This window comes from Pseudomonas sp. BN415 (genome assembly GCF_029871195.1).
In the GTDB taxonomy this organism is placed as follows: domain Bacteria; phylum Pseudomonadota; class Gammaproteobacteria; order Pseudomonadales; family Pseudomonadaceae; genus Metapseudomonas; species Metapseudomonas resinovorans.
The window spans coordinates 121,326-147,199 of record NZ_SSOK01000020.1; the positions used below are offsets into that span (position 1 = coordinate 121,326).

General features: G+C 61.6%; 18 protein-coding genes and 1 pseudogene. 2 read left to right on the forward strand and 17 right to left on the reverse strand.

Translation table 11 applies throughout. The annotated features are described in order from the left end of the window. Positions 1 to 27 precede the first annotated feature (27 nt). The 10 genes from E8F20_RS06225 to E8F20_RS06270 form a co-directional block, all read right to left on the reverse strand. The gene (locus E8F20_RS06225; RefSeq protein ID WP_280282953.1) at positions 28 to 2,403 is read right to left on the reverse strand and encodes an RND family transporter; all 2,376 of its coding nucleotides are present in this window, start codon (positions 2,401 to 2,403) and stop codon (positions 28 to 30) included. A gap of 19 nt (positions 2,404 to 2,422) precedes the next feature. Continuing rightward, positions 2,423 to 3,511: a YCF48-related protein gene (locus E8F20_RS06230; protein WP_280282955.1), complete on the reverse strand. Its 1,089-nt coding sequence runs from the start codon at positions 3,509 to 3,511 to the stop codon at positions 2,423 to 2,425. Between the two features lie 199 nt (positions 3,512 to 3,710). Continuing rightward, positions 3,711 to 5,078, reverse strand: coding sequence for a DUF1329 domain-containing protein (locus tag E8F20_RS06235; RefSeq protein WP_280282957.1), 1,368 nt, complete (start codon positions 5,076 to 5,078; stop codon positions 3,711 to 3,713). Between the two features lie 62 nt (positions 5,079 to 5,140). Then, positions 5,141 to 7,108: a DUF1302 domain-containing protein gene (locus tag E8F20_RS06240; RefSeq protein ID WP_280282959.1), complete on the reverse strand. Its 1,968-nt coding sequence runs from the start codon at positions 7,106 to 7,108 to the stop codon at positions 5,141 to 5,143. Between the two features lie 519 nt (positions 7,109 to 7,627). Next, complete coding sequence (pepN, locus tag E8F20_RS06245; RefSeq protein ID WP_280282960.1) at positions 7,628 to 10,285, reverse strand: aminopeptidase N; 2,658 nt, start codon at positions 10,283 to 10,285, stop codon at positions 7,628 to 7,630. Positions 10,286 to 10,390: 105 nt separating this feature from the next. Further along, entirely contained in the window at positions 10,391 to 11,221 is an 831-nt protein-coding gene (locus E8F20_RS06250) for a DUF2797 domain-containing protein (protein ID WP_280282962.1), read from the reverse strand. Further along, a complete protein-coding gene (locus tag E8F20_RS06255; RefSeq protein WP_120651726.1) occupies positions 11,221 to 11,481 on the reverse strand; it encodes a DUF1315 family protein in 261 nt (86 codons plus the stop codon). Before E8F20_RS06255 ends, E8F20_RS06250 begins: the two co-directional genes overlap by 1 nt. 36 nt (positions 11,482 to 11,517) lie before the next feature. Beyond that, a complete protein-coding gene (locus E8F20_RS06260; protein ID WP_280282965.1) occupies positions 11,518 to 12,384 on the reverse strand; it encodes a rhomboid family intramembrane serine protease in 867 nt (288 codons plus the stop codon). Beyond that, positions 12,381 to 13,355, reverse strand: coding sequence for a metallophosphoesterase (locus E8F20_RS06265; protein ID WP_280282967.1), 975 nt, complete (start codon positions 13,353 to 13,355; stop codon positions 12,381 to 12,383). Before E8F20_RS06265 ends, E8F20_RS06260 begins: the two co-directional genes overlap by 4 nt. After that, positions 13,355 to 14,242, reverse strand: a complete 888-nt coding sequence (locus E8F20_RS06270; protein ID WP_028631352.1) for an NAD(+) kinase — start codon at positions 14,240 to 14,242, stop codon at positions 13,355 to 13,357. The genes E8F20_RS06265 and E8F20_RS06270 overlap by 1 nt, the downstream gene beginning before the upstream one ends. A gap of 93 nt (positions 14,243 to 14,335) precedes the next feature. Here E8F20_RS06270 and E8F20_RS06275 point away from each other — a divergent pair, with 93 nt between their 5' ends. Beyond that, entirely contained in the window at positions 14,336 to 15,280 is a 945-nt protein-coding gene (locus E8F20_RS06275) for a DUF1853 family protein (protein ID WP_280282969.1), read from the forward strand. 123 nt (positions 15,281 to 15,403) lie between these two features. Here the strand turns inward: E8F20_RS06275 and E8F20_RS06280 are convergent, their stop codons facing one another. Then, positions 15,404 to 17,671 (reverse strand): Ig-like domain-containing protein, encoded by a 2,268-nt coding sequence (locus E8F20_RS06280; protein ID WP_280282971.1) that lies wholly within the window; start codon positions 17,669 to 17,671, stop codon positions 15,404 to 15,406. Between the two features lie 31 nt (positions 17,672 to 17,702). Then, positions 17,703 to 19,001 (reverse strand): hypothetical protein, encoded by a 1,299-nt coding sequence (locus tag E8F20_RS06285; protein WP_280282972.1) that lies wholly within the window; start codon positions 18,999 to 19,001, stop codon positions 17,703 to 17,705. Positions 19,002 to 19,602: 601 nt separating this feature from the next. Here E8F20_RS06285 and E8F20_RS06290 point away from each other — a divergent pair. After that, a pseudogene (locus tag E8F20_RS06290) lies at positions 19,603 to 20,239 on the forward strand (transposase); the annotation flags it as partial. Here the strand turns inward: E8F20_RS06290 and E8F20_RS06295 are convergent. From E8F20_RS06295 to vgrG, 5 genes are all read right to left on the reverse strand, one after another. After that, a complete protein-coding gene (locus E8F20_RS06295) occupies positions 20,131 to 20,676 on the reverse strand; it encodes a hypothetical protein (RefSeq protein WP_280282986.1) in 546 nt (181 codons plus the stop codon). The pseudogene E8F20_RS06290 and the gene E8F20_RS06295 overlap by 109 nt on opposite strands. Before the next feature lie 92 nt (positions 20,677 to 20,768). After that, on the reverse strand, positions 20,769 to 21,032 hold the full coding sequence (locus E8F20_RS06300; RefSeq protein ID WP_280282974.1) for a PAAR domain-containing protein: 264 nt from the start codon (positions 21,030 to 21,032) through the stop codon (positions 20,769 to 20,771). A 49-nt stretch (positions 21,033 to 21,081) separates the two neighbouring features. Continuing rightward, positions 21,082 to 21,855: a hypothetical protein gene (locus E8F20_RS06305; RefSeq protein WP_280282975.1), complete on the reverse strand. Its 774-nt coding sequence runs from the start codon at positions 21,853 to 21,855 to the stop codon at positions 21,082 to 21,084. Further along, positions 21,852 to 24,560 (reverse strand): glycoside hydrolase family 19 protein, encoded by a 2,709-nt coding sequence (locus tag E8F20_RS06310; RefSeq protein WP_280282977.1) that lies wholly within the window; start codon positions 24,558 to 24,560, stop codon positions 21,852 to 21,854. The genes E8F20_RS06305 and E8F20_RS06310 overlap by 4 nt, the downstream gene beginning before the upstream one ends. Positions 24,561 to 24,619: 59 nt before the next feature. Beyond that, on the reverse strand, positions 24,620 to 25,874 hold a 1,255-nt coding region (gene vgrG / locus E8F20_RS06315; protein WP_280282979.1), incomplete at its 5' end, for a type VI secretion system tip protein VgrG.

The following is a 25,874-nucleotide window of genomic DNA, read 5'->3' on the forward strand; positions in this document are numbered from 1 at the left end:
CGCGGTTTCTCACTCAGTTGATCAGGCTTAGTGCGCGAGGAGCGATCCACCGACCTTGCCCGCCAGCTTCTCGGGCTTGATCAGGAAGCGCGCCAGGGCCGGCAGCAGCCACAGGGCACCGAACATGTTCCAGAGCAGCATGAAGGTCAGCATCAGACCCATGTCGGCCTGGAACTTGATGGCCGAGAAGATCCAGGTGGCGACACCGATGGCCAGGCAGAGACCGGTGAAGAGTACAGCCTTGCCGGTGGACTTCAGGGTCTCGTAGTAGGCCTCCTGGAGCGGCAGGCCAGCACGCAGGAAGCTTTCCAGGCGACTGTAGATGTAGATGCCGTAGTCGACACCGATACCCACGCCCAGGGCGATCACCGGCAGGGTGGCCACCTTCACGCCGATACCCAGCCAGGCCATCAGCGCGTTGCCCAGCACCGAAGTGAGGATCAGCGGCAGCACGATGCACAGGGTGGCAGCGATGGAGCGGAAGGTGATCAGGCACATCACGGCAACGCAGATGTACACCAGGATCAGGATGGTCAGTTCGGCCTCGGCGATCACCTCGTTGGTGGCCGCTTCGATACCGGCGTTACCGGCTGCCAGCAGGAACTGCAGGCCATCCTTGTTGTGCTCCTTGGCGAACTCTTCCACCGCCGTGACTGCACGAGTCAGGGTCTCGGCCTTGTGGTCGTTGAGGAACACCAGCACCGGCGCCAGGGAGCAGTCGGAGTTGTACAGGCCCTCGGCACGGCTGATGGAGTTGTTCAGCACGTCCTGGTTGCGCGACAGGGTCTCCCACTTCAGGTTGCCTTCGTTCATCCCTTTGATCACCTGCTTGGAGACGGTGACCATGGAGATAGCCGATTGCACGCCCGGCGTGTTCTCCATCTTCCACATCAGTTCGTCCACCGGCGCCAGGGCCTCATGGGTGGAGCAGCCCTCGGGGCCGGTCTTGACCATGACGACCAGCACATCGGAGCTGGTGGAGTAGTTGTTGATGATGAAGTTGTTGTCCTGGTTGTAACGCGAGTCCGGACGCAGTTCCGGAGCGCCCTGGTCGAGGTCGCCGATCTTCAGGTTCTGGCCGTACCACAGGCCGCCACCGAAGGCGATCAGGGCAATGACCACGGAGATCGGCGCAACAACCGGATGAGCGAAGTTGGACAGCAGGCGCCAGAACGGATGATCACGCACCGCGTCCTTCTTGCTGCGCTCGATGGCCTTCTTGCTGATGCCGACATAGGAAATGGCGACCGGCAGCAGGATCAGGTTGGTGAACACGATCACCGCCACACCGATGGAGGCGCCGATGGCCAGCTCGCGAATCACACCGATATCGATGATCAGCAGGGTGATGAAGCCCACGGCGTCAGCGAGGATGGCGATCATGCCCGGCAGGAACAACTGGCGGAACGTACGCCGCGCAGCAGTCAGGGCGTTGTCGGCGTCGCTGGATTGCAGAGCGATACCGTTGATCTTCTGCACGCCGTGGGAAATACCGATGGCGAAGATCAGGAACGGCACCAGCATCGAGTACGGGTCGAGACCGAAGCCCACGCTGTGCATCAGCCCCAACTGCCAGACCACCGCCACCAGCGTGGTGATGAGCACGGCGATGGTGCTGCGGATACACCAGGTGAACCAGTAGAGCAGCACCAGGGTAATCAGGAAGGCGATGCCGAAGAACATCACCACCATGATCAGGCCGTCGATCAGGTCACCCACCTTCTTCGCGAAGCCCACGACATGGACCTTCACATTGGGGTTCTGGGCCTGATATTTGTCGCGGATCTTCTCTTCCAGTTCGTGGGAGAACTGGCGGTAGTCCAGCTTCAGCAGCTTGCCCTGGTCGTTCGGGTCCGGATAGGACTCCAGCAGCGGCACATCGATGATGCTCGACTTGAAGTTGTTGGCGACCAGGCGGCCGATCTGGCCGGACTTGAGTACGTTGTTGCGTAGCTCTTCCAGACTTTCCGGGGAACCGTCGTAGGTCTGCGGGATGACCTCGCCGCCGGCAAAGCCTTCCTCGGTCACTTCGGTCCAGCGAACGCTCGGGCTCCACAGGGACTTCAGGCCGGAACGATCCACACCAGAGATGTAGAACACCTCGTCGTGGATCTGCCGCAGGGTCTCCATGTACTCCTTGGAGAAGATGTCGCCGTTGACCGCTTCCACCGAGATACGAACGGTGTTGCCAAGGTTGGCCAGGTCATTGCGGTGCTCAAGCATCTTCTGGATGTAGGGATGATGCAGCGGAATCATCTTCTCGAAACTGGTGGACGGCCGCACCTGCATGGCCTGCCAGAAGAGGAAAACGCTGACCAGCAGGCAGATGACGATCACTGCCGGCCGGTTGTTGAAGATCAGGCGCTCCAGGAAGGTCGCCTTGTCCTGGTGATGGGTACTCATCGAAACTCTCCGCCTTTTCTTATAGTTGGCCCAGCTCGGCGCCGGTCGGGGACGCTACGCGCACACCGCCCTGTCCCACCAGGATCAGGTTGCCTTTCTCGTCGGCGATGACACTGGCCAGCGACATGCGATCGCTGCGGTTCACCACTGCGAAGCTACGGCCATTGTCGGTGCTCTTCAGCACGCTGCCGCCATGTCCGACCACCACCAGGCTGCCATCGGGCAGCAACGCGCCGCCGGACAGGCCGAACTCCAGTTCACCGTTGCTGGTCTTCAGTGGCACGGTTTCCCAGGTGCTGCCGAAATCCGCGGAACGGAACAGATGGCCACGCAGGCCATAGGCGATTACCACGCCCGGCTCGGCAGTACCGAGGACGCCGAACAGCGAACCCTCGTACGGGCCTTCGAGGCGCTCCCAGGTCTCACCCCAGTCGGCGGAACGGAACATGCTGCCCGCCTCGCCCACCACGAACAGACCGGTGTCTTTCACGGCGGCAATGGCGTTGAGGTGGTACTGGTCTTCGTTGTCGAGGCGGTCGCTGACATCTTCCCAGTTCTTGCCGCCGTCCTGGGTGATCAGCAGGGCACCGTAGGCGCCCACGGCAAAGCCGGTATTGGCATCCTTGAACCAGATGTCCAGCAGCGGTGCTTCGCGCTGCAGGTCTTCGAACTGCAGACTCCAGGACGCGCCGCCGTCCTCGCTGACGAGGATCTGCGAGTCGTGGCCAACGGCCCAGCCTTTCTTGTCATCGACGAAATAGACAGCGGTGAGCATCTGGCGGGTAGGCACCTTGGCCTGGGCCCAGGACTTGCCGTTGTCATCGGAATAGAGAATGTGTCCACGGTCGCCAACAGCCACCAGGCGCTTGCCGGCATGGGCGACATCGAGCAGCAGGCTGCTCACGGCCTTGGGCGATTCGATGGAGAGGACGGGAGCATCAGCGGCCAGCGCGGATGCGGTAATGGGCGCAGCGGCTACAGCAAGAACGGATAGCACACTGAACAGCGAGAGCGCTTTGGCCAGCGGCGAGTGGAAGCGGAACGTCGGCTTGTCGAGACTATCCACGGCAAGGCCAGACGGGGTGCGCCGCATGACGGGCTCACTCATACACCTTTCCCCTTATTGTTATAGGTGGCACTACCCAGGGAGGCAGCGCCCTAATCCTAGCCAGCTTTGGAAAGCCTGCACAATCGGCGGGACGTTATGTTTTGTTAAGCGTCGGTGGCGCTCTGTAACACGATGATCATTCTGTCCCAACGAAAAAGGCCGCTCGGGAGAGCGGCCTTTTTCAGGGGGTGTCGCGGAATCAACGAGTACCGCGGCGACGCAGGGCGGACGGCTTGAAGTAGCCATCGTCCGGCACAGCCTGGGTGAAGTCGATGGTGGTCGGCTCTTCGTTGTCCAGGTTCTGCACGTGGTAGCGGCGGGCCTGAAGGTCGTGGAACACATCCAGCGCGGACCAGGTAGTCGGCAGGTCGTAGTAGTTCTTCAGGTAGGCCACCGATACGCGCCAGAGTTCGCCACGGCCGTCGTACTGGTCGACGACGGCGGCTTGCCAGCTGTCCTCGTCGAGGTACAGGGTGCGCTTGGAGTAGATGTGGCGGGCGCCCTGCTTCAGGGTGCCTTCCACGACCCACACGCGGTGCAGTTCGTTACGGGTGACGGCCGGGTTCAGGTGGCCCGGCTGCAGCAGGTCCTTGTACTTAACCTCAGGGCTGGAAACCTTGTAGTTGTTGTACGGAATGTAGATTTCCTTCTTGCCCACCAGCTTCCAGTTGTAGCGGTCCGGAGCACCGTTGAACATGTCGGTGTCATCGGCGGTACGCAGGCCGTCAGCGGCAGCGATCGGCGTGTCGTAGGCGAGGTTCGGCGCACGGCGCACGCGACGCTGGCCGGCGTTGTAACCCCAGGCCTGACGCGGCTCCTGCACCTGATCGAGGGTCTCGTGGACCAGGGTGGCGCCACCGGCCAGACGAGCCGGGCTCTTGGTGAAGGACAGGTAGTAGAACAGAGTGTTGTTCAGGTCGGCGTACGAACCTTTCGGGTTGTAGTACTTGAACAGGGCTTCCTGCTGCGAGGTCACCAGGGAGTAGTCGCCATTGCGCTGCACGGCCACTTCCGAGGCGCGACGCACGATGTAGCTGCCGCGGTAGCGGGTGATGTGGTTCCACAGGGCTTCTACGCCGTTCTGCGGGATCGGAAACGGAATGCTGCCGTAGGCATCGGCAAAGCCGTTGCCGCCGTCCAGCAGCTTGGCGGCAGAGGCGTTCTTGATGGCGTTGTCATACACCCACTGCGGCGCGGAGCCGGAGCGGCGGGTCTGGTAGACCGGCATCTGGAAGCTGCTCGGGTAGGCGTTGAACAGAGCGATCTGACCCGGCGTCAGGTTGGCCTTGTACTGGTCCAGGTTGGCCTTGGTGATGGTGAACAGCGGCTTGTCTTCCGGGAACGGGTCCGGATGGTGCTGACCGGACTTGTAGCCGGCTGGCGCCTGGGTGATGCCACCGGTCCAGGCCGGGATGGTGCCGGCGGCGTTGCCGGCTTTCTCGGCGCCGAAGGGGGTCAGGCTGGCGCCGAGTTTGGCGACATCCTGGGCCGAAACCGACGCCAGCGCACTGCTGGCGGACAGCGCCAAGGCAACCGTGGCGCTAATCAGCGAAAGCTTTTTCAGCATGGGGTTTCTCCGTGATGAGTCTGTACGGGCGCCCATGGACGCCCGCGTAGTTCTTGTTGGACTTAGAAGGAGTACTTGACGTTGACGCCGATGTTGTCGCGGTCACGAACCGAGTTGTTCTGGCCGCCACCGTAGAACTCGGTGTACTGGAGTTCAGCTTCCAGGCTGTTCAGGTAGGTCGCCTTGACGCCGACGGTGTAGGCCTTGCGACCTTCGATGAAGTTGCCGGTCTGGTAGGAGTTGCCTTCGAAGTCGTCCTTGTAGACGACATAGGGCGAAACGTTGACGCCAGCGTAGACATCGTTCCAGGTACCGGACATCAGCAGGGTGTAGCCATAGGCGTTCTTGTTGACCTGGTCGTCACGTTCGCCGCCGGAAACGTAGGAGTTGTTGCCACGGCCGGAGTAGTAGCGGGTATCGCCGTTGTACGCGGTGTACTGCAGACTGCTGCCGCGCAGGTGCTCGGACGCCAGTTCGGCAACGCCGAACAGGGAGTCGAAGGACAGCGACGGACCGAAGTTGTAGATGGTGCCCAGGGAGGTATTGAAGGCCTCCACGCGCTCGTAGTTGTGGATCTGGTCGGTGATCTGGACCGGCCGGCCACCGATGTTGACGGTCTGTCCACTGGCCAGCGGGGCGGCCTGGCCGAGCAGGTCACCGAGCAGGTCGTTAGTGGTGGCGACGCCAATCGGCAGGTTCGGACGGTAGGCCAACTCACCGAAGACCGAGGCTTCACCCAAGGTGGTGTTGAAGCTCAGGCCATACATCCGGATGTCTTCGACATACTCGCGGCGGGCGTTGACCTGGTTAGCCACGTCCACGGCCGCCGCACCATTGACCAGGCCAAGCACCTGACCGGCCGCCGCGTTGCCGCCAGCCGCCGCTGCGACCAGATCGTTGTACGACGCGAAGCCTCCGAGACCGGCCAACTGATCGATGTCCAGGCCGGCATAACTGGAATTGAGGTCTGCATAAATGGTCGGCTCCTTCGCGTGGTAGTTCACGAAGTAAAAGCCGAACTCAGTGGAGTTGAGCTCTTCAGCGATGTAGCGGAACGCCACGCCGAACTGGCCGTCGTTCTTGGCGTTGATGTCCTGGCCGACATTGGCGACCTTGAAAACACCATTGGAGTCCAGGTAGCTGGTGCCCTGCAGGCCGCCGAAATTAGCCCCGGCCAGTTGCGGATAAAGGGTCTGGAACAGCGGGTTGGCCAGTGCGCCGACCGTGGTGTAGGCAGTATTGCCGCCATCGGCAAACAAGTCGGTCTCGGAATAGTAGGTCCCCACCGGATCGATGGCCGATTCCTTCCAGTTCCACTGATAGAAGGTTTCCATCGACAAGTTTTCGGTCAGGCCGAGGTTGAAGCTCAGGGCCTCTACCGGCACCAGCACTTCTTTAAGCTCGGAGCCCGGCAGGCGGAACTTGGCGGCGTCTACCGGGTTGGTGGTGTTCACGCCACCGCGGTAGAAGATGCCCTCACCCCAGTTGAACACCTGCTTGCCGATACGGCCGGTGACCGGCATGTCGGCCACGTCCCAGTTGCCGTACAAGTATGCGTCGAGGATCTGCGCGTCACGGCCGGCCTTGTGGCGGGTTTCGTAGGTGAAGCTGTCATCCTTCGGGAAGTTCTGGCTCGGCTGCGCCGGGTTGTTGTTGTCGTAGTAGTCATTGCGCTTGTCCATGATCTGCGTGTCATAGAACGCAGTGCCACGAACGAACATGCCGTAATTCTTGTAGGTCGCTTCCAGGTCGGAAGTAATCTTGTAAACCTCGGAGACCAGGCCGGTATCGAAGTTGCGGTTACCGTCGTTGGTGTTGATGTCGTTGTTGGTCTTGTCCTGGCCCTGTACGCGCCAAAGTTGGCCGTAGGAGACCGTGGTATCCAGGGACCCGGAAATTTCGTCGTTGGCGAAGCTGAACTCCACCGCCTGGGCCTGGGCGGCTACCAGAAGGGGCAGGATGCCGGCAAAGGCGAAACCTGCCTTGGCCGGAGCGAAATGCAACATGGGCTTACGAGACTTGAGCTCCATCGAGTCTTACTCCGTGGACTGATCACTTTGTTATTGGCAGCCCGTCGGGCAGGCTTATTTGTCCGGCCGCTCTTGGCAGCCTTTGTTCTTCGGCAGGAAATCCCCAGCGCAGAGCGCACCCCGTTCCCGACGCACCGAAACAGGGCCAAATCGTCTGCGCCGCTGCAACCATGGTGCCAAGTCATAAATGAGTGTCAGAAAAACTCCACAAGCCACGCGACAATTTTCAGTCAAACAAGTGACTGATCATCCATTGATCAATTTCAATTTTTCTGTCCGATCTTGTCTGACGATCTGGCTCGATTTGTCACTCAAGATCACACTTGCAGGGCATGTACGCTCATACCAAAAGCTGTCCGGTCAAGCCGTTTTTGGGCTTTTAAGACTGTTCGCGCATAACAACGGCCTGATGTATTTCTTTGGGTAACAAAAAAGTGTTACCGGCACTAACCGGTAACACTTCTTGAAGGGGAGACTTCGGGGAGATGACAGCCCGCTTTCACGGGCTGTTGGAGGGCGTCAGGCGAGGCTCTTGCTGACCACTTCGAAGACGTCGCTGGACAGCTCGCCAGAGGCGAGGATGCGCTCCAGCTCGACCTTCATCAGTTGCTGGCGACTGGCGTCGTACTTGCGCCACCGCGTCAGCGGTGCCAACTGGCGGGAGGCGATCTGGGGGTTGAACGCGTTCAGCGTGATCACGTGATCGGCGAGGAAACGGTAGCCAGCACCATCGGCACGGTGGAAGTTCACCAGGTTCTGGTTGGCGAAGGCGCCGATCAGCGCGCGTACCTTGTTCGGGTTCTTCAAGGTGAAGGCCGGATGCTCCATCAGTGCCTGGACGCGCTCCAGGCCGCCCGGGAGGCCGCAGCCCGCCTGCACACTGAACCACTGGTCCATCACCAGCGGGTCATCCTTGAAGTAGTCGGCAAAACGCGACAGGGCGTCGGCCTTTTCCTGCTCGAAGCCGGAATTGACCAGCACAGCCAGGGACGACAGGCGCTCGGTCATGTTGTCGCTATCGTTGAACTGCTCCAGGCAGGCCTCCAGCACTTCGGCCTTGCCACTTTGCATCAGGTACGACAGGGCGATGTTCTGCAGGGTGCGGCGGGCGATATGCGCCGCTTCGGCCACATAACCGGTTTCGCGGGAAAGCGCGCGGTTCGTCTGGAAACGGGCCAGCAGCGGCTGGAACAGGGCTTCGCCGATGGACTGACGGGCGAACTCGCGGGCGGCATGGATGGCATCCACATCCGCGACTTCACTGATTTCGGTAAGGTAGGCCTCGCTCGGCAACGAGAGCATCTCGGCAACCATGGCCTGATCGAGAGACTCGTCCTCCAGCAGGGTGCGGAAGGCGGTGATCAGGCGCGAGTCCAGCACCAGCTTCTCGCCACGCTGATGCTGTGCGATCAGCTCCTGCAGCACCTGCACCGACAGTTGCTGACCCGCTTCCCAGCGGTTGAAACCGTCGGAATCGTGCTGCATGAGGAACATCAATTGATCGCGGCTGTAGGGGAAACTCAGCTTCACCGGTGCCGAAAAACCACGCAGCAGCGAAGGGAGCGGACGTTCGGCGACATCGACAAAGGTGAAGCACTGCTCCGCCTCGCTCAAGGCCAATACGCGACTGCCGCCTTGCGCGGCGTCTTCGCCTTGCAGACGCAGCGGCAACTCGCGGCCCTGGCCGTCCAGCAGACCCAGCTCCACCGGAATGACGAAGGGTTGCTTGTCCTTCTGCCCCGGGGTCGCCGGGCAGCTCTGACGGAAGGTCAGGCTGTAGGTCTTCGCTGCCGCATCGTAGGCCTCTTCCACCTGCAGGCGCGGAGTTCCGGACTGGCTGTACCAGCGCTTGAACTGGCCGAGGTCGACGCCGTTGGCGTCCTCCATGGCCTTGATGAAGTCGTCGCAGGTCACCGCCTGGCCGTCATGGCGCTCAAAATAGAGATCGGTGCCTTTGCGGAAGCCCTCGGCCCCCAGCAGGGTGTGGATCATGCGAACCACTTCCGAGCCTTTCTCGTAGACGGTCAGGGTGTAGAAGTTGGAGATCTCGATGAAGGAGTCGGGGCGCACGGGGTGGGCCATGGGGCCGGCATCCTCGGCGAACTGGTTGGTGCGCAGGAAGGCCACGTCCTCGATTCGCTTGACGGTACGCGAGTTCATGTCAGCGGAGAACTCGGCATCCCGGAACACGGTGAAGCCTTCTTTCAAGGACAGCTGGAACCAGTCGCGGCAGGTCACGCGGTTGCCCGACCAGTTGTGGAAGTACTCGTGGGCCACCACCGCCTCGACCCGCTGGTGCGCGGCGTCGGTGGCGGTCTCGGCCTTGGCCAGCACACAGCTGGAGTTGAAGATGTTGAGCCCCTTGTTCTCCATGGCGCCCATATTGAAGTCGTTCACCGCAACGATCATGAAGATGTCCAGGTCGTACTCACGACCGTAGACCTCTTCGTCCCAGCGCATGGACTTCTTCAGGCTGTCCATGGCGTGCTGGACCTTGTCGATGTTCTCGGGCTCGACATAGATACGCAATGCGACGTCACGCTGAGTCATGGTGGTGAAACTGTCTTCCACGCACCAGAGGTCGCCGGCCACCAGGGCGAACAGATAGGCCGGCTTCTTGAAGGGGTCTTCCCAGGTCGCCCAGTGGCGACCGCCCTCCTCCGCCCCGCTGGCCACCGGGTTGCCGTTGGACAGCAGGACCGGGTAGCGATGCTGCTCGGCGCTGACGGTGGTGGTGAAGGTGCTCATCACATCCGGGCGGTCGAGGTAGTAGGTGATCTTGCGGAAGCCTTCGGCCTCGCACTGTGTGCAGAACATCTTGCCGGACTTGTACAGCCCTTCCAGCGCGGTGTTGGTTTCCGGGTGGATGCGCACCGTACTGTCGAGGGTGAAGGCCTTCGACACCGGCTGAAGAGTCAGGTGGCTGTCATCCAACTGGTAATCGGAGGCGCCCAGTTCGCGGTCATCCATGGACAACGAAAGCAGCTCCAGTTGCTGGCCGTCCAGCACCAGAGGCGGCAGGCCCTCGCCGCGCGCCGGATTGCGGCGCATCACCAGCTGGGCGTGGACCAGGGTGTGGTCCTCGTACAGCTCGAAGGTCAGGTTGGTCTCGTCAATCAGGTATTCCGGGGCCTGATAGTCCTTGAGGTAGATGACTTTCGGTTGCTCGGTGCGCATGGTCGTCTCTTCGCTTGCGGGGCGGCCCCGAAACCCTGGGCCGCGCATGATGAATGGGTCAAGGTCGGAGTATGGACTATTCCCCTACCGACCTTCTGCCAGAACCTATGCCGCGCTGATGGCCAACTGGTAGGCCGTGTACTTGCGCAGGTTGATGACGCCGGTATCGAGGATCAGGTACTGGCCCTTGATCCCCCGCAGCGTACCCTCCACCACCGGCGTCTTGTCCAGATCGAAGCTGACGACCTTGGTCGGATAGGCATCCACCGGGTAGCTGATCTCGATGGTCTGGATATCGCTGACCGGCTGGATAGCTTGCAGGCCAAAACGGTCCTGGAGCGCGCGGATACCCTCGGCGCAGTCCTCGAACAGCTCGTCGCGAACGCTGGGCAGATCCAGCGCCGGCGCCTCACCCTTGAGCATGGCACGCCAGTTGGTGCGATCGGCCACCCGGCTGCGCAGCAGGTCTTCGACGAAGCCGGACTGCTGGCGGGTGGCCACCCGCATGATCGGCAGCGCCTGGCTGGCGCCCTGGTCGATCCAGCGGGTCGGCACCTGGCTGGCCCGGGTGATGCCTACTTTGATGCCCGAGGAGTTGGCCAGGTAGACCACGTGGTCGGTCATGCAGAAGCGCTCCCCCCACTCCGGCTCGCGGCAGGTGCCCTGGTCGAAGTGGCACTTCTCCGGGCTGACGATGCAACTGTCGCACTGGGCCAGCTTGGTAAAGCAGGGGTAGCAATAGCCCTGGCTGAAGCTCTTCTTCGTCTTGCGCCCGCAATGAGTGCAGTGGATGGCGCCAAGGAACTCCAGGCGGAGCTGCTTGCCGATCAGCGGGTTCGCCGCGATATCCGCTTCGCCGAGGCGAAAGCCATATTGCACGGGCGTTTCAAGGCGCACCGACATCTTGCTGAGTGCACCGCGTCCTAGTTCCAGCATCAGTGGACCGAGTTCGACTTGAACAGGATGTTAGGGATGGGATCGGACTTGGAGCTGCACTCCTGCGGCCCCATGTAGCCGGTGCGCTCTTCTTCTGGGAGGTGCTTCAGCTCCCAGGCGATTACCGCCTGCAGCGATAGCTCCTTCTGCTCCTGGGTCAGCTTGCGGCCATCCGGCCACTTGCCGATTTCCACGGCCAGCTTGAGGCTCTCGTAGACATCCTGGGTGATGTTGCTGATCAGATGGGCAAAAGACGACATGGGCCGCTCGCAGGAAAATGGGACAGGCCGCGCATTCTAACGACCCAGGCGCGCCAAGGCACCTCCAAGGAGGCCAGTGGCGCAACCGACCAGCAATCCACCCACATGGGCACCGTTGGCGATGGCGCCGAAACCCAGGGCGGTGATCAGCCCGGACAGGCACACCAGCAGCCAGATCAGCATCATCGCCATCACCCCGGGCGGCAGACGGTAAGCCGGACACGGCGCGAGGCGCTGGAACACCCAGCAGTGGCCGAGCAGCCCGTAGAGCACGCCGGAAAGTCCGCCGAACAAGGTGGGGCCACTGCTGAAGTACTGGGCGTAATCCGACACCAGGCTGAAGCCGAGGGTCAGCACCAGCAGCACCGCCCCTCCCTGACGCGCCTCGATGCGCCGCCCGAGCTCCCAAAACCACATACCGTTCATCGCAAGGTGGAGGATGCCGAAGTGGATCAGCATGGGCGTCACCAAGCGCCACCACTGCCCGGCTGCCAGCCCCTCTTCCAGGGACGAGAAGTAGATGTAGTCACCCTGGACCTGGAAGTCCTGGAAGCTCAGCCAGCGGATGGTGGAAAAATTCTCTCCCAGACCGGTGAGCGCTGCCACCGTCAGGGTCAACAGCAACACCAGGCTGGTGATGGGACTGGCCTTGAGCTGCGCGAGGATGCCAGGGCGCGGTGCTTCGGTCGGTGCCTCATGCGGCAACTGGAAATGCGGGTCGCCATCAGGAAAACGCTGATAGAGCCCGCGTACCTTCTCCGCCAATTGCGGCCCCGGCACCCAAAGCACCTGCTCGCCGGATTCCTCGCTGACCCGATAGGGCACTTCCAGGCGCTGCAACAGGGCAACGAAACCGGAGAGATCCACGGTCAGGGGTAAACGCAATACTTCAACCGCACTCATCGGGGCTCCTCAGGGCGCTCCACGTCGACCCAGACGAACTTGTCCGGGTCCAGCCGGGTTTCCTGGTCAAGCCGGTAGGCCACCAGCTTGCCGTACATCACTGCGCTGTAGTCCAGGCAGGCCAGGTTGCCGCGAATCGGCGCCGGACGGCCACGCCGCCAGTAGTGGCCGACGAACAGGACAGGTTCCTGCGGTCCATAGCTGAGCAAGCGCGACTTGTGTGCCTGGGACAGCGGCGCGCTGGCCACCTGTTCAGGCAAGGCGTCAGGCTGAAAGACCACATCACCGTATGTCTGCGGGTCTTCAGCCCAGAACTTGGTACGGAACACCGAACGGGTGAAGCCGTCGCTGCCGGTCAGGGTCATGCCTCCGGGCAGCGGCAGATCGGTGCCACGCAGCAGCCTGTCGAACACTCGCGTGGCGAAGCTGGACGGATCGACCGCAGCCTTGATGAAAGCCTCGTTGATCCGCCCGTTCGGGTGCATGTCGCGCAGTGCAGCGATCATGTGACCATCCCAGCAAGCGTGGACCATGCGGAAATGACCGCCATCGAGGAAAAGCGGCAGCTCGTAGAACCAGCCGAGGAAGTCCCTCCAGTCGGCCGGATGGCCTTCGAACTGCTCCAGGGTTTCCTTGATCAACCTCGCATGGCGCGGGGTGTGCTCACGGACGAAATGGTGCCCGCTACCAGGCGGCGCCGGAGTGCTCCATCCAAGGGCGTTGTACTCATGGTTACCCATGATGCACAGGGCCTGTCCGGCTTCCACCATGGTGTGAACCAGGTGCAGCGCTTCGCGGATGCGCGGACCACGGTCGATGATATCGCCGAGGAACAGCGCCATGCGCTGCGGGTGCTGCCACGTGCCATTGTGCTTGCGATAGCCGAGGCGATCGAGCAGACGCTCCAGGGTATGGGCGCAGCCGTGGACGTCGCCGATCAGGTCGTAGCCACGGCCGGGATCGAGGCTCATCAGTCGCCTCCGCCGAGTCGGCTGCCCCAGCCCAGCTTGGTCCGGCAGACCTCGTAGTAGTTGTGGTCCAGGGGGTGGATCAGGCGCAGTTTCTGCGGCTTCTTGGCCACCGTGATCGTATCGCCAGGGGCGCAGGTAAAGTGGTTCTGGCCATCGCAGGACACCAGCGGATAGATCTGCAGGTTGGGTGAGACCACGATCTTCAGCTCACTGGTGCTGTCCACCACAATGGGTCGGCTGGACAACGTGTGCGGATACATGGGCACGATCACGATCGCGTCGAGCTTGGGATGCATGATCGGACCACCGGCGGACAGTGCGTAGGCCGTGGAGCCAGTGGGCGTAGCGATGATCAGTCCGTCGGCCTTCTGGCTGCAGACGAACTGGCCATCGATATGCAGTTCGAACTCGATCATCCGCGTCGATTTACCAGGGTGCAGCACGACGTCATTCAGCGCGTCCCCCTGACCGATGGCCTCGCCATGGCGACGCACCTCGGCCTCCAGCAGGAAGCGCGTCTCTACGCTGTAGCGACCATCCAGCACCTCGGCCACCTTCACTTCCAGCTCGTCAGGACGGATATCGGTGAGGAAGCCCAGGCTGCCGCGGTTGATCCCCAGTACCGGCACGTTGTGCCGCGCCAGGGCGCGAGCGGCGCCGAGCATGCTGCCGTCGCCGCCGACCACGATCACCAGGTCGCAAACTTCACCGAGGATCTTGCGTGACGAGGTCTGCAGGCCATGGCCAGGCAGCACTTCGGAGATGGTGTCTTCGAGAATCACATGGAGGTGACGGTCCAGCAGGAATTTTTTCAGCCGGCGAATGGTGTCGAGCACATGGGAACTGCCCAGGCGACCGATTATGCCGATATTGCGGAATTGCTCCATGGTGCTCCAGGGCGGCATTGGCGGGTGAGGAATGGCGAAAGTATGGGGGATAGAGACGGACAGCGGCAAACCACTGTCGGCTATGCTCGCAGCATGCAAGCCTTCGAATCGCTGACCGAGCTCCCCCGCCAGCTTCGCCACCCCGGCGTGCGCGATCTGGCCTGGGTCCTGCTCTCGCCTCCGCTGCTCAGCCAGCCGCCCTGGCGCCAACGCCATCCGCTCAGCGCCAGCAGATGGGCCAGTCGGCCCGAGCACCTGGCCGACTGGCTGCGTCGACTGGATCAACACCCCGAGCCACTGGATCAATGGTTGGCGCAAGCCTCCAACCGTCGCCTCGGCCTCTACTACGAGCGCCTCTGGCAGTTCGCTCTAGGCCAGGCGCCGGATTTGGAACTGCTGGCGGCCAACCTGCCAATCCGCATCGCCGGCCAGACCCTGGGCGAGCTCGACTTGCTATTGCGCGATGCGGAAGGCGTTCACCACCTTGAGCTGGCAATCAAGCTCTATCTGGGCCCGCGCCATGGCGATGGCGGAAAATCCTCCGAGTGGATCGGCCCGGGCAGCCACGACCGCCTCGACCGCAAGCTGGAACACCTCAGCCTGCACCAGCTCCCCCTCTCGTCCAGCCCCGAAAGCCGTCATGCCCTGGCCCAGCTGGATGCCCAGCCGGCCAGCGCCGAACTCTGGCTCGGCGGCTACTTGTTCTATCCCTGGCCGGGCAACTGCACCGCACCGCTCGGCGCCAACCCTGCCCACCTGCGTGGTCGCTGGTTGCGCCACAACGAGTTGGAGGACTTCCTGGGACAAACCAGGGACGGCAGCTGGCAGCCGCTAGCGAGGCAATCCTGGCTGGCCCCGGCCGCCTGTGATCCCAGTGACCTTTGGACAGAAGAAAACTTCCGGCAATGGCGCCAGCAGTTGCAGCCGGACAGCCCGGCGCGCCTTCTGGTACGCCTGGCGCCGGACGCGGATGGACGCTGGAAGGAAGCGGAACGCGCATTCGTGGTCAGCGACCGCTGGCCACTTGAGCCGCTGTAGACCGCTGGGAGGCCATCCACGCCGAAGCGTCGGCCCCCACGGCCCATGACCAGGCGATCCCGCAGAACCCGACAAACAAAACACCCGCAGCCCTGCCAGCCTGCGGGCGTTCGTCCAATACCCCTACTGCACGACCACCGGACTGGTCCGCACGGTCCCGAAGGCCGAGCGCGCCGTGGCACTGGGGTTGTTGCTTGGCGCAATGCTGGAGTTGGTCACCACCACCCGCCAGGTGCCGTTGGCTGCCGGAGTCACAGTACCCAACAGGGTGACACCGGAGCTGCTGGTCACCTCCACCCGGATGCTGTTGCCGGCCGGCCGCGAACTGGTTCCGCTGATATCCCAGTCATAACGCCGCGCCGACGGCGACAGGATGCCCAGGATGCCCGAGACCAGGCCGCCCAGACCTCCGGTGGCACGCACCGTGGCCGAGCTGATGCCGAGGGTTTCCGCCGGTACCTGCGCAGGCGCCACCGCCACGCTGACCGTCGCCACCGCGGACAAGTTGCCCTGGGCGTCCTGGGCGCGATAGCTGAAGCTGGTGTTCAGCGGGCTGGCCAGGGTACCCGGCGGCGTGTAGGTGACGCTGGTGCCATTGCTGGCGACGCTGCCTTGTCCGGCCGGTGGCTGGGTCAGGCTGGCGACGGTCAGCGCACCACCTTCCGGGTCGCTGTCATTGGCCAGCACATTGACGGTCACCGGATTCGGCGCCGCGGTGCTCGCCGAGTCGTTGCCCGCCGTCGGTGGCTGGTTGCCGGATACTGTCACGGTCACCGATGCCGGGGCCGAGAGCGCACCCAGGCTGTCCCGCGCCTGGTAGCTGAAGGTGGCGGTCAGCGGGCCACTGAGACCCACCGGCGGCGTGTAGGTCACCGAAGCGCCGTTGGCGGCCACGCTGCCGCTCCCGGATACCGGCTGAGTCAGGTTGGCAACGGACAACGGCACGTTGCCATCCGGATCGCTGTCGTTGGCCAGCACATTGATGGTCACCGGCGCGCCGAATGCGGTACCGGCGGTATCCGCCGCGGCCACGGGCGACTGGTTAGCCGACCCACTGGGGGTACCGACCACCAGCACAGGCTCGGTATCGACGCCACCCGCCGCGGATTTCACCGTCACATAGGCCGGCGGCTGCGCCACTTCACCGGCCACCAGCCGCTGCTGGCTCCCGGTAACCCGGATCAAGGCCCCGAATCCTTCGGCGGCCAGCACAGGCACCTGCACCTCATCGCTTGAGCGCGCCTCGATGGTCAGGGTGCGATCAGCGGCGACGTAGCGCACCGAGCTGATTTCCACCTGATCGGTCAGCGGTTGGCTGAGCGTAGTGGGAGCCGTGACGCCGGAACTGTCGCTGGCGGTCACCACCACCAGTGTCGGCAGGCTTGCCGGGTTGCTGTCAAGGCCGAAGAACGTGCCGCTGCCGCTTCCGGTCATCTGGAACTGGCAAGGCGACGGGGGATCGCCCACCAGATCGATGGACTCGCGGAAGCACAGGCTGGCGCCGGCAGTGGAATTGCCGAACACGGAGATCCAGGTACGCCCGGCGCTGCGGCTGTAGCTGGCCCGGGAAACCTCCAGCGAAGTACCCGCGCGGCTGCTCAGGACCTTGCCGGACAAGCTGAACAAGTTGGTCTGCGCAACCCGGCCACCGGGGCCTTCGACCCGCACGAAGTTGGTCCCGAAGGGACTGCCGATGACCTGCTCGGTCAGGTTGGGGTCGCCGATGAAGGTTTCCACCAGGCCGGTCTGCGGGTCGGTTTCCCGATAGGGGCCGTTGCGGCTCACCAGGAAGGGACCGACGTTGCCGGCCATGGCGCCACGGAAATCTCCCGGCGCGCCGATGCCGATGTCGCGGGTCATGTTGATGGCCCGGCGACCCGGCGCGGTGACATTGAAACTGTCCACGCCATAGGGGTGTATGACCCGGTAAGTACCGGCCACCGGTGCATTCACCCGGATGCGGATGCGCGCGAAGCTCTGCTGGTCGCCCTGGCGCGGCACCTCGCTGGCGAAGGCCGCCTCGATGCCGGCGACATAGGCCTCCAGCTCGATGCCGTTACCCGGATCTTCGATTTCCGCTTCGGCGAGCATCCAGAAGCTTTCATCCGGGAAGTTGCCGGGGAAGGCGATGGGCTTGGTGTCATCGAAGATGCCGGGGCTGGGCAGCAGGGTACACATGTAGCTGCCCGGCGCCCTGGAGCTCAGCGCCTTGGACAGGCACAGCTCCAGCTTCAGCTTCGCCGCATCCGACTCCGTCCGGTCCTGGTACCACAGGGGAAAGCCGCCGGTTGCCGCGGTGTAGGGTCCCGGGTCGACAGCAGCGAGCTGGGCCTGGGCGCTGATTGCGCCAAACCCCAGAACCATCGCAAGAACTACTGGCCACTTGTGCATGACAGTCTCCAAAGCAATCAGGGATTGGGGCTCAGGGAAGGATTCGCACGTCTTCGGCGTCGCGGCCGCCGCTGTCGGAGACCACCGTGACCCGTGCCGGGGGAATGGGCGTGACCGCTTGCTGCAAACGGCCTCCAACCAGTGCCCCTACACCGTCCACTTCAAGGCCGGGTTGGCCAGTGCGGTCGCTGGACTCGGCCTCCACAGTCAACATGTTGCTGGCCAGGCTGTACTCGGCGCGGCTGATGCGCACCACGTCGACCAGGGCGCTGCTCTTGCTGGTGGGCAGGCTGCCCGGCACCACGGCGGAGTTATCGGCGGTGATGCTCACACTGCCGGCGCCGCCGGGGTCCCGCCCGGACTGGCCGTACCAGGCGCCCAGGACGGTACCCTGCATAGCGGCAGGCGCGCCGCCGGCATCGGTGAAGCTGGCGCTGGCCCCGGGCGGCGGCGCCAGGACGAAGACATCCTGCTGCGCCTGTCCCGCGCCATTCTCGCCACGGGAATAGGTGCTGCGGGCCACCTGGAGGGGCGTGGGCAACTGGACGCTGGAAAGTTTGCCGGAGACCGAGAACAGTCGCGTTTCAACCCGCAGTCCGTTCGGCCCCTCGATGCGCACGAAGTTCGTGCCGAAGGGGCTGCCGGTAACTTCCTCGGTCAGGTTGGGGTCGCCGACGAAGCTCTCCACCAGGCCGCTCTCCGGGTTGGACTCCTGATAGGGCCCGTTGACGCTGCGCAGGAAGGGGCCGACATCGCCCGCGAGGGCACCCCGGAAGTCCGCCGGCGCACCGATACCCATATCTCGGGTCATGTTGATGGCACGGGTACCGGGCGTATCGACCTGGAACACATCCACACCATACGGATGGGTCACGGTGTAGGTCCCGGCGGTGGGCACCGTCACGCGGATGCGAATACGAGCGAAGCTGACCTGGTCGTTCTCGGCGGGCAACTCACCATTGAACGCGGCTTCCAGCGCCGATACGAAGAGCAGGTCGATGCCGCTGGCGGCGTCCGTGACGCTGGCTTCACCGGTGAACCAGAAAGCTTCGTCGGGGAAGTTGCCGGGGAAACTGATGGGCCGTGTGTCATCGAATACGCCGGGGCTGGGCAGCAGCGTACACATGTAGTTGCCGGGTGCCCGGGAGCTTTGCGCCTTGGACAGGCAAAGGTCCAGTGCTCGACCGTGGGTGTCCTGGTACCACGCGGCAAAGAAGCCGTTGGCGTGGGTGGGGGCGTCCTGGTCCACCGCGTAGAGCGCTGCCCGGACCGGCTGCAAACCCACGCCCAGGATCAGTGAAACTGCGACTGTTGTGGCTGTTTTGCGCATGACATTGCCCTTCTATGCTGGTGAGTTTTCAGCGGTAGAAATGCTTGGGCAGCCGTCGCGAGGAAGCCCCTCGGGAAATTGCCCAAGTGCGGACGAAGTAGCTGGGAAACGCGGCGACAACAGCTTGAATTGCAGCACCCGACCCTGAGCCGGAGTGCGCTACAACGCCTGGGACGATAGCGCCGCACCAACGGAGGCGGCCCGTTCGGGGGGAACGATGCATCCGCGTCCTCAGCGTTGTTGAGGGGCCAGGAGCGCGCAACAGTATCAAGTCGATAGTCGGAAAGTTAAACCGACTTTGGTGACCCGGAAGTGGGTGGCGAATACTCGCTGCGAACTTCCGCTCGAACTTCGGGGAAGTAAGGATATAGAGGCCGAGAACAACTTTCGTGAACTTCGGGTCGCCGCTGGATACATGAGCCGGGGAACTTCGATACCCCCGGACTTGGGGTCATGACCGCCCCTTCCAGGCCGACGAAGGGATCAGCGGCTGCGCTCTATTCGGCCGCCGGACCGGGCCAGGTAGCCAGTAAGCGCTCCACAAACCCCACCTTCATTTGATCTGACGACTTGCAGATGCTGGGCGCCCGTTTTCCCGGTGGACTATGCCGGCTCCAACACCGTCGCCGCGCAGGATGGCATTGAGCGCCTAGCCTCCTGGGCCCGCGTCCAGCGCAAATTCATCGACGCGCAGGAGGTGCAGCCCAAGGGCAAGATCGGACGTGCCGACATGGCTCTGAACCTGATCAACAAACTCGACGGCATCGAGAGCGATCATCAGGACAGCGGCGACCTGGAACGCCATGCCGTACGACAGCAACGAGCCTGCCGATCCTGGAACAGATCAAGGCTTGGCTGGACAAGACCCAACCGCAAGTCACCGCGCAAAATGCCCTGGGCAAGGCGGTGAACTACCTGGCCAGCAACTGGAGCCGCCTCGTGCGCTACGTCGAAGGCGGGCATCTGCCCATCGACAACAACCGTGCCGAGAACGCCATCCGTCCCTTCGTGATCGGCGCAAGAATTGGCTATTCAGCGACACACCCGAGGACGCCACGGCCAGCGCGTAGATTTACAGCCTGATCGAAACCGCTAAGGCCAACGGGCAGGTGCCCTATGTCTGGCTGCGCTACATCCTCGAACGCCTGCCGCAGGCCACTGGCATCGAAGACTTCGAAGCCCTGCTGCCGTGGAGCTGCACACCAACCTCGACAGTAAGCATCAGCTCCGAACATTGAACGGCGGGGTTCGTGGAGCGGTTACGGTACCCAGCACCGGTTTCGCTGATCAACGTATCCCATTGCAGCGCCGGCAAGGCACCCAGGCAAGCGCGAAAGCCCACCTGCATGCGCAAAGCCCCGCCATCCTTGGCCAGTAGAGATGCCCGTTGTGCCTGACCATCGGCTTCCAGAGCGCGCAGGGCCGTCTGCAAGCTGACGGCCAATACCTGCTGCGAGCGCCGCCCTCGCCGCATCATCTGTGTCAGGCCCGCTTCACGCATTTCGTTCCAGCCTTCCACGACACTCAATTGGCCGAGATAAAGCAGCCCACGCAAGAAAAGCGCACCAAACCAGACGAGCGCGGGTACTCCTAGCGCCCACCACCAGAAGCGCTGCGAGCTCTGCATCAGCGCGTCCGACCCCAACCAAAGCGCCAGCACCACTCCCAGTGCCATAAGCCCCACCAAGGACACACCCCACAACCAAACACGAGGTGCTGATGGCTCATCCAGGGCCGCAGGAACCCTATCCAACCGGACCGGCATACTCAGCTCGCAGTCGCTTCGGGCAGCGAGGTCAGAAGCACGCAGCCGCAGGCGCAACGGTGGCCATGAAAGGCAACGTGCACGCCGTGATCCTTGAATACCGAGTGCCCCTCGGCGACGACCATCGGACCATGGCTGGGAATCGGGCAACTGACAGCATCGCCAACGCCCGCCGCGCCAATTCCGCGAAACTTCATGACAGCAGAGCCCGAGATAACCGTGCCGCCGCCAGTGGTTTTGTCACCAATTCGAATGATTCCTTTCATCGCTCACCAACACCTTGAAATGTGTAAATAGATATCTAGGCACACAAAACTACAGTGCCGCACACTGTCCAATATCGGCGCAGAGCAACCAGCCCTCGGTTACAACCTTCCCGCTAAAACGAATCTTTACCCATGACTCTCCGTTGTTATTTGAAAAACCTAGAGCCAATACCTTATCGCCCCGCACCAGGTATTTCTTGGAACGACCCCTAATGGATGGCTCAGAAAAAATGTATGCACGCCCCGACAAAACAGAAAAAACAATAGGCTCCCTTTTATTTAAAACCTCACCATCAGAAACAAGGTACTCTACAACCACCTCACGAGACTTAAACTCACGCCTAAATATATAACCACAACCAATACACTCATCCTTATAAACAATATCAAATGAACCACCCTCAAACACATAAACATCTTCCACCCATACTGCCGCATCCCTGTACGAACTGACCAAATACTTTCCATCCTTCCGATAGTTGCATAATCCCCCTCCAGAGAACTTCACTTCAACTACAGTATTTTTCTCTGAGTCGTACCTGAGAACCTTGGAGCAGGAGTTCACTCCGCCCTCTGCCGGCATCGTCATTATCACCTCATCCACGCCATTACCATCTATATCATCAAGAGCAACCGAAGAATATATCCCCCCTGAATCTACAACTACATCAGAGGGAATAATCACAGACTTTTCACTCCCCTCTTTTATGACAGACAGCACCAATGGATTTTCAGACTTTACGTTCAAACTTAATTGATCACTAGCAACCGCTACTTCTGAAGCACACACCAGAGCAAAAAAAATAAGACCAGAACGCATCATCTAAACCCCCACACCATTGCTATTTTTTCGAATATCTTTCTTCTCTCCGCAAGACCATTATCCCCACCATTAACCGCCAAAGTTATTAATCCGACATTCCGCGGTTCGTTTTCTATCAATATATTTATATCCCCCTTGGCGTCGTATCTTTTATGAACAGCACCATTTTTTCTCCAAAACCAGCACGAAACATCTATAGCAAGGTGCATATCTTCTGCAATCAGATTTGGATTAGATACAAAATCATCCCCCTTGAAACACGAATACAATCTATAATTTTTCTTCCACGTCAATTGAATAAGTCCTTTACCTTTATACTTAGGACCATCGCCTGGATCTGTATTTTCATTTTTAATTGCATCAGGATGAGCACCAGGGTTGTACCTTTCTCCAGATGCAAACTCAACAGTTGTCTCAAAATTCGCACACTCATGAAAGCACTGAGAAATAAAGTGCGCTTGCTGATACGGAGTTTCGATGCCGTATCGGTGAAGCGTTTCGTTTAGGATATCCACAAACCCATATTTATCGAACTTATAAATATTCGGATATTTTCCAGGAAACTCCTTAGCAAAACTTGCACTTCCGCCCTTCCCGGTGAACCAATCCCCGGTTTTCCCTGTGACTCTCTCCAAAAACTCAACTGTAATTCGGCTTGCAGTAGCCAGAGAAATACCAAACGTCAGCGGCTGTATGCACGAAACACTCCCCGAGGCTGGAAGCACTCCAGCACCTGCAACATCCCCCCACCAACTCAACTCCTTTATCCGCTCCTTCTCAGCCACCCAATTCAATATAGGCGTCGAGCCTGAATGCCCCAGAACCTGATCCAGGGCATCCCACTTTCTTTGCTGGTAAAACCATTCGCTTTCGTAGTGAATGACTAACTGAGAAATAGATTGGGCGTACGCGGGCACTTTCAGTGCTTCTCGAACTTCGCGTGCAGTGATCGTTCCGTCGCCATTGGCATCGATGATCTCGAGGAGCCGCTGCCTCACAGGCCCTTTATCCGATGCGTCTGCGAAGGGCTTCCACTGCTCCAGTTCCTTGTCTTCGAAGTAACTGCCCATGCCACGTAAAAAGTGGGCAAGTGCATTCTGTGGGGGATCATTGTTGTAGATGACGCTATAGCCATCCCACGACCATGGATTAACCCAAGGCGTCACGCCAACTTCGTCGCACACCCACCCCACGGGGATATTGTTGCCGTCGGCATCGATCAATAGATCATCCAGCCGATACCAGTTCCTGGCCTTGGTGGCGTCCGTTGCGGGTACTGCAATTTTCTTGTCCGCTGAAAGGCCATTGAGCAGGGAGCGAGGGATCAACAGTCGCGCGCCGCTCGATACATGGGGATGGGCAGGGCTCGGTGGGGTTGTGCTGCTGTAGCCTGGCTGGTGAGTGACAACCTGCGTTCCCTTTTCCAACTTCAGCCATGTCTTGTCCTTCTCGGGCATTCGATCCGCCCAGGCACGACATTCGTTGAAGAAGCGTTCCACGTTGTCGCAGGCGAACACTTCCAGGTGCAATTTCTCTTGGGGTACGTCCTCTTTGCTCTCCTGGTAGGGGCCGAGGTGGCCGATCAAACTGCCAGCCTTGATCGCGAATGGCCTGTCCAGAACCACAACCTTTCCACACTCGGGTACACGCTCGCTTTCTAGCGAGGCGAGATGCACGTACTGGACAACGCTTTCCAGTTTGCGGAATTCGCCCTCACCACTGATGGTGATCTGCGTACCTCTGGGCAATTCGAAGATCTTTTCGAGCGACGTATCCGGGGTAGGACGTACCCGCAGGCCGCCACTGTTCGTATTGACGCGATAGAGCCCGCCTCCCAGATCCAGCAATGCACTAAAGCTGACGTAGCCCTGTAACGTGCCATCCGGGTTTTTCAACTTCACCGGTCCCTTGATGCCTTCAACCTTTCGGTAAGCACCTTCGCCACTGACGGTGACAGCGACACCTTTCGGTAGAAAGCCAATGATCTTTCCCTGTGCCGGCGCGTGCCGAAGGTTGAGGCCCACCTCGCCAGGATGGACAGGGCTGGGGTCTGTGTTTGTCATCATCACCCGACGCTGGTTCGATTCAGGCCAGAACTCAGGGCGCGCTTTGCCACTATCAGTCAGGTAGCTCTCCCAATCAGCGAGGTGCATGTACAGGCTGTAGAAGATCAGGCTGGGTGGCGTGTCGGTGACGCCTTCGATCTTCGGGGCCTCCAGGCGATGGCGGACCAGCACGAAACCGGAGGCGAAGGGCGCTTCCACCGTGATGCCCGGAGCCGGGAAGAACCTTGTCTTGGGCGTTTGCTCGGGAATGCGGTAGGCAATCACCTCCCCATCGGCCAGGCAACGTACGTAGCTCTGGCCCTGGGGGCCCGCCGTACCCGCCGTGCCGGAGTCGAAATGCACTCCGCCATGCCACAGGCCATTGCGGCCTAGCGGAAAGTAGCCCCCCCGGGCTTTGGCCAGTGTGGTCAGTTGCTGGAAGACGGACGACGTATCGCCAAACGGGTGGCTCCAGTTCTTCACCGCCGGCAAGTCGCTCGACGGCTGTGGCTCCTGCACCGGAGTTGATACGTGAAGCGATGGGGACGCTGAGGCAGTCGACGGCGTTATCTCAGGTCGGGACGACGTTGGTACGGGAGGCCCATCGCGCCAACGCCGGTATTCGTCCTTCATCGCGTCATAGAGGTCGAGTAAAAACAAAGGTCACTCTCCTGTCCGTGTTTTGGGGACATCGCTTTCCACTGCTTGGCACCCTCGCCCTAGCCCGAGAAATCTGTGAGGCGCTGGTGGCGACGCAGGTATTCAGAGAGATGGGGCAGTTCAGGCAAGGTTGGGGATTGCGTGGCCGGCCCCTGGTAGTCGAAGTGCACCGACTTGATGAGGTGCTCACCCTGGGTGCCGGACTCGATGCCGCAAGCGTCGAGGCTGATGTAGCTGCCGCCGGCGTTGAGGACGATCTTCTGCTTGGCGGTGATATGGATTTCGTCCTCGGTGCTGACGATGTCCAGGCCATGGCGGGCCATCAGCTCCAGGCGGTCGTTCTGCGCCTGGATCTTGACCGCGCCCTGGTTGGCGATGAGCTTCAGCCCCAGCTTGCGCACGAACAGGCTGACGCCCTCGCCCACCCCGATGAATAGGCGCCGGACCACGCTGAGGGCCGCATCCTTGCCGGCGTTGGCGATGAGGTTGCGTTCGGCGGCTAGCTGCAGGTGCCGGCCGCTGGTGAGGGCGATGCCCTGGGGGGCGCTGAGCAGCACCACGGCTTCGCGCAGCTGTTCGAGTTGCTCGCGCATGAAGGTCAGTTGAGCCTGCACGTCCGCCGGGTCGGCGGTGGCGGTCTGGGCATCGTCGGAAAGCACCCGCAGTTGCTCCCCCGCTTCCCGCAACCGCGCCAGGGTTTCGTTCATCGCCAGCACCTGACCCTGGGCACGGGCCTGCTCGTCGGCACTGATGAACACCCCCTTGCCGGCGCGGATGGCGCCCCAGCCATCGGTCCGTAGCTCGAAGCCCTCACCGCGTTTCTGCCGCTGCCCGTCCACCAGGTGACCGAGGTTGAGCTGGCTCTTGCCGCTGTGTTCGGTGCTGAGCTTGATGTGTTCCTGGCCGCGGGTGTCGTCCAGCCGCAGTTTGTTGTTGGCCGGGGTGCGCAGCACGTTGCGCTTGTAGTTCTTCAGGGTCACCAGGTCCGGGTGCTGGCTGTCGTGCAGGGCGAAGGCGATGAAGCCCCGGTCGGGGTCGCCGTGCTCGAAGGCGATGCCGACCTCGGTGCCCTGGATCAGCGGCAGGTGAAGCCCGTAGGTGTCGCCGGCATAGGGCCGCGCCAGGCGCAGCCACATGCTTTCTTGCCCCGCGGGCCAGGTGTCCTGGTCGAAGAGGAAGTTGACCTTGTAGCGGCCTTCCAGGTCGATGTGGCTGTAGAGGTCGCCCGCCTGCGGGCTGGTGACCCGCGCCGGTATGGTGCCGGCGATCACCGGTTTGGCCAGTCGCGCCGGGCGGAAGCAGATGTGCTCGGCG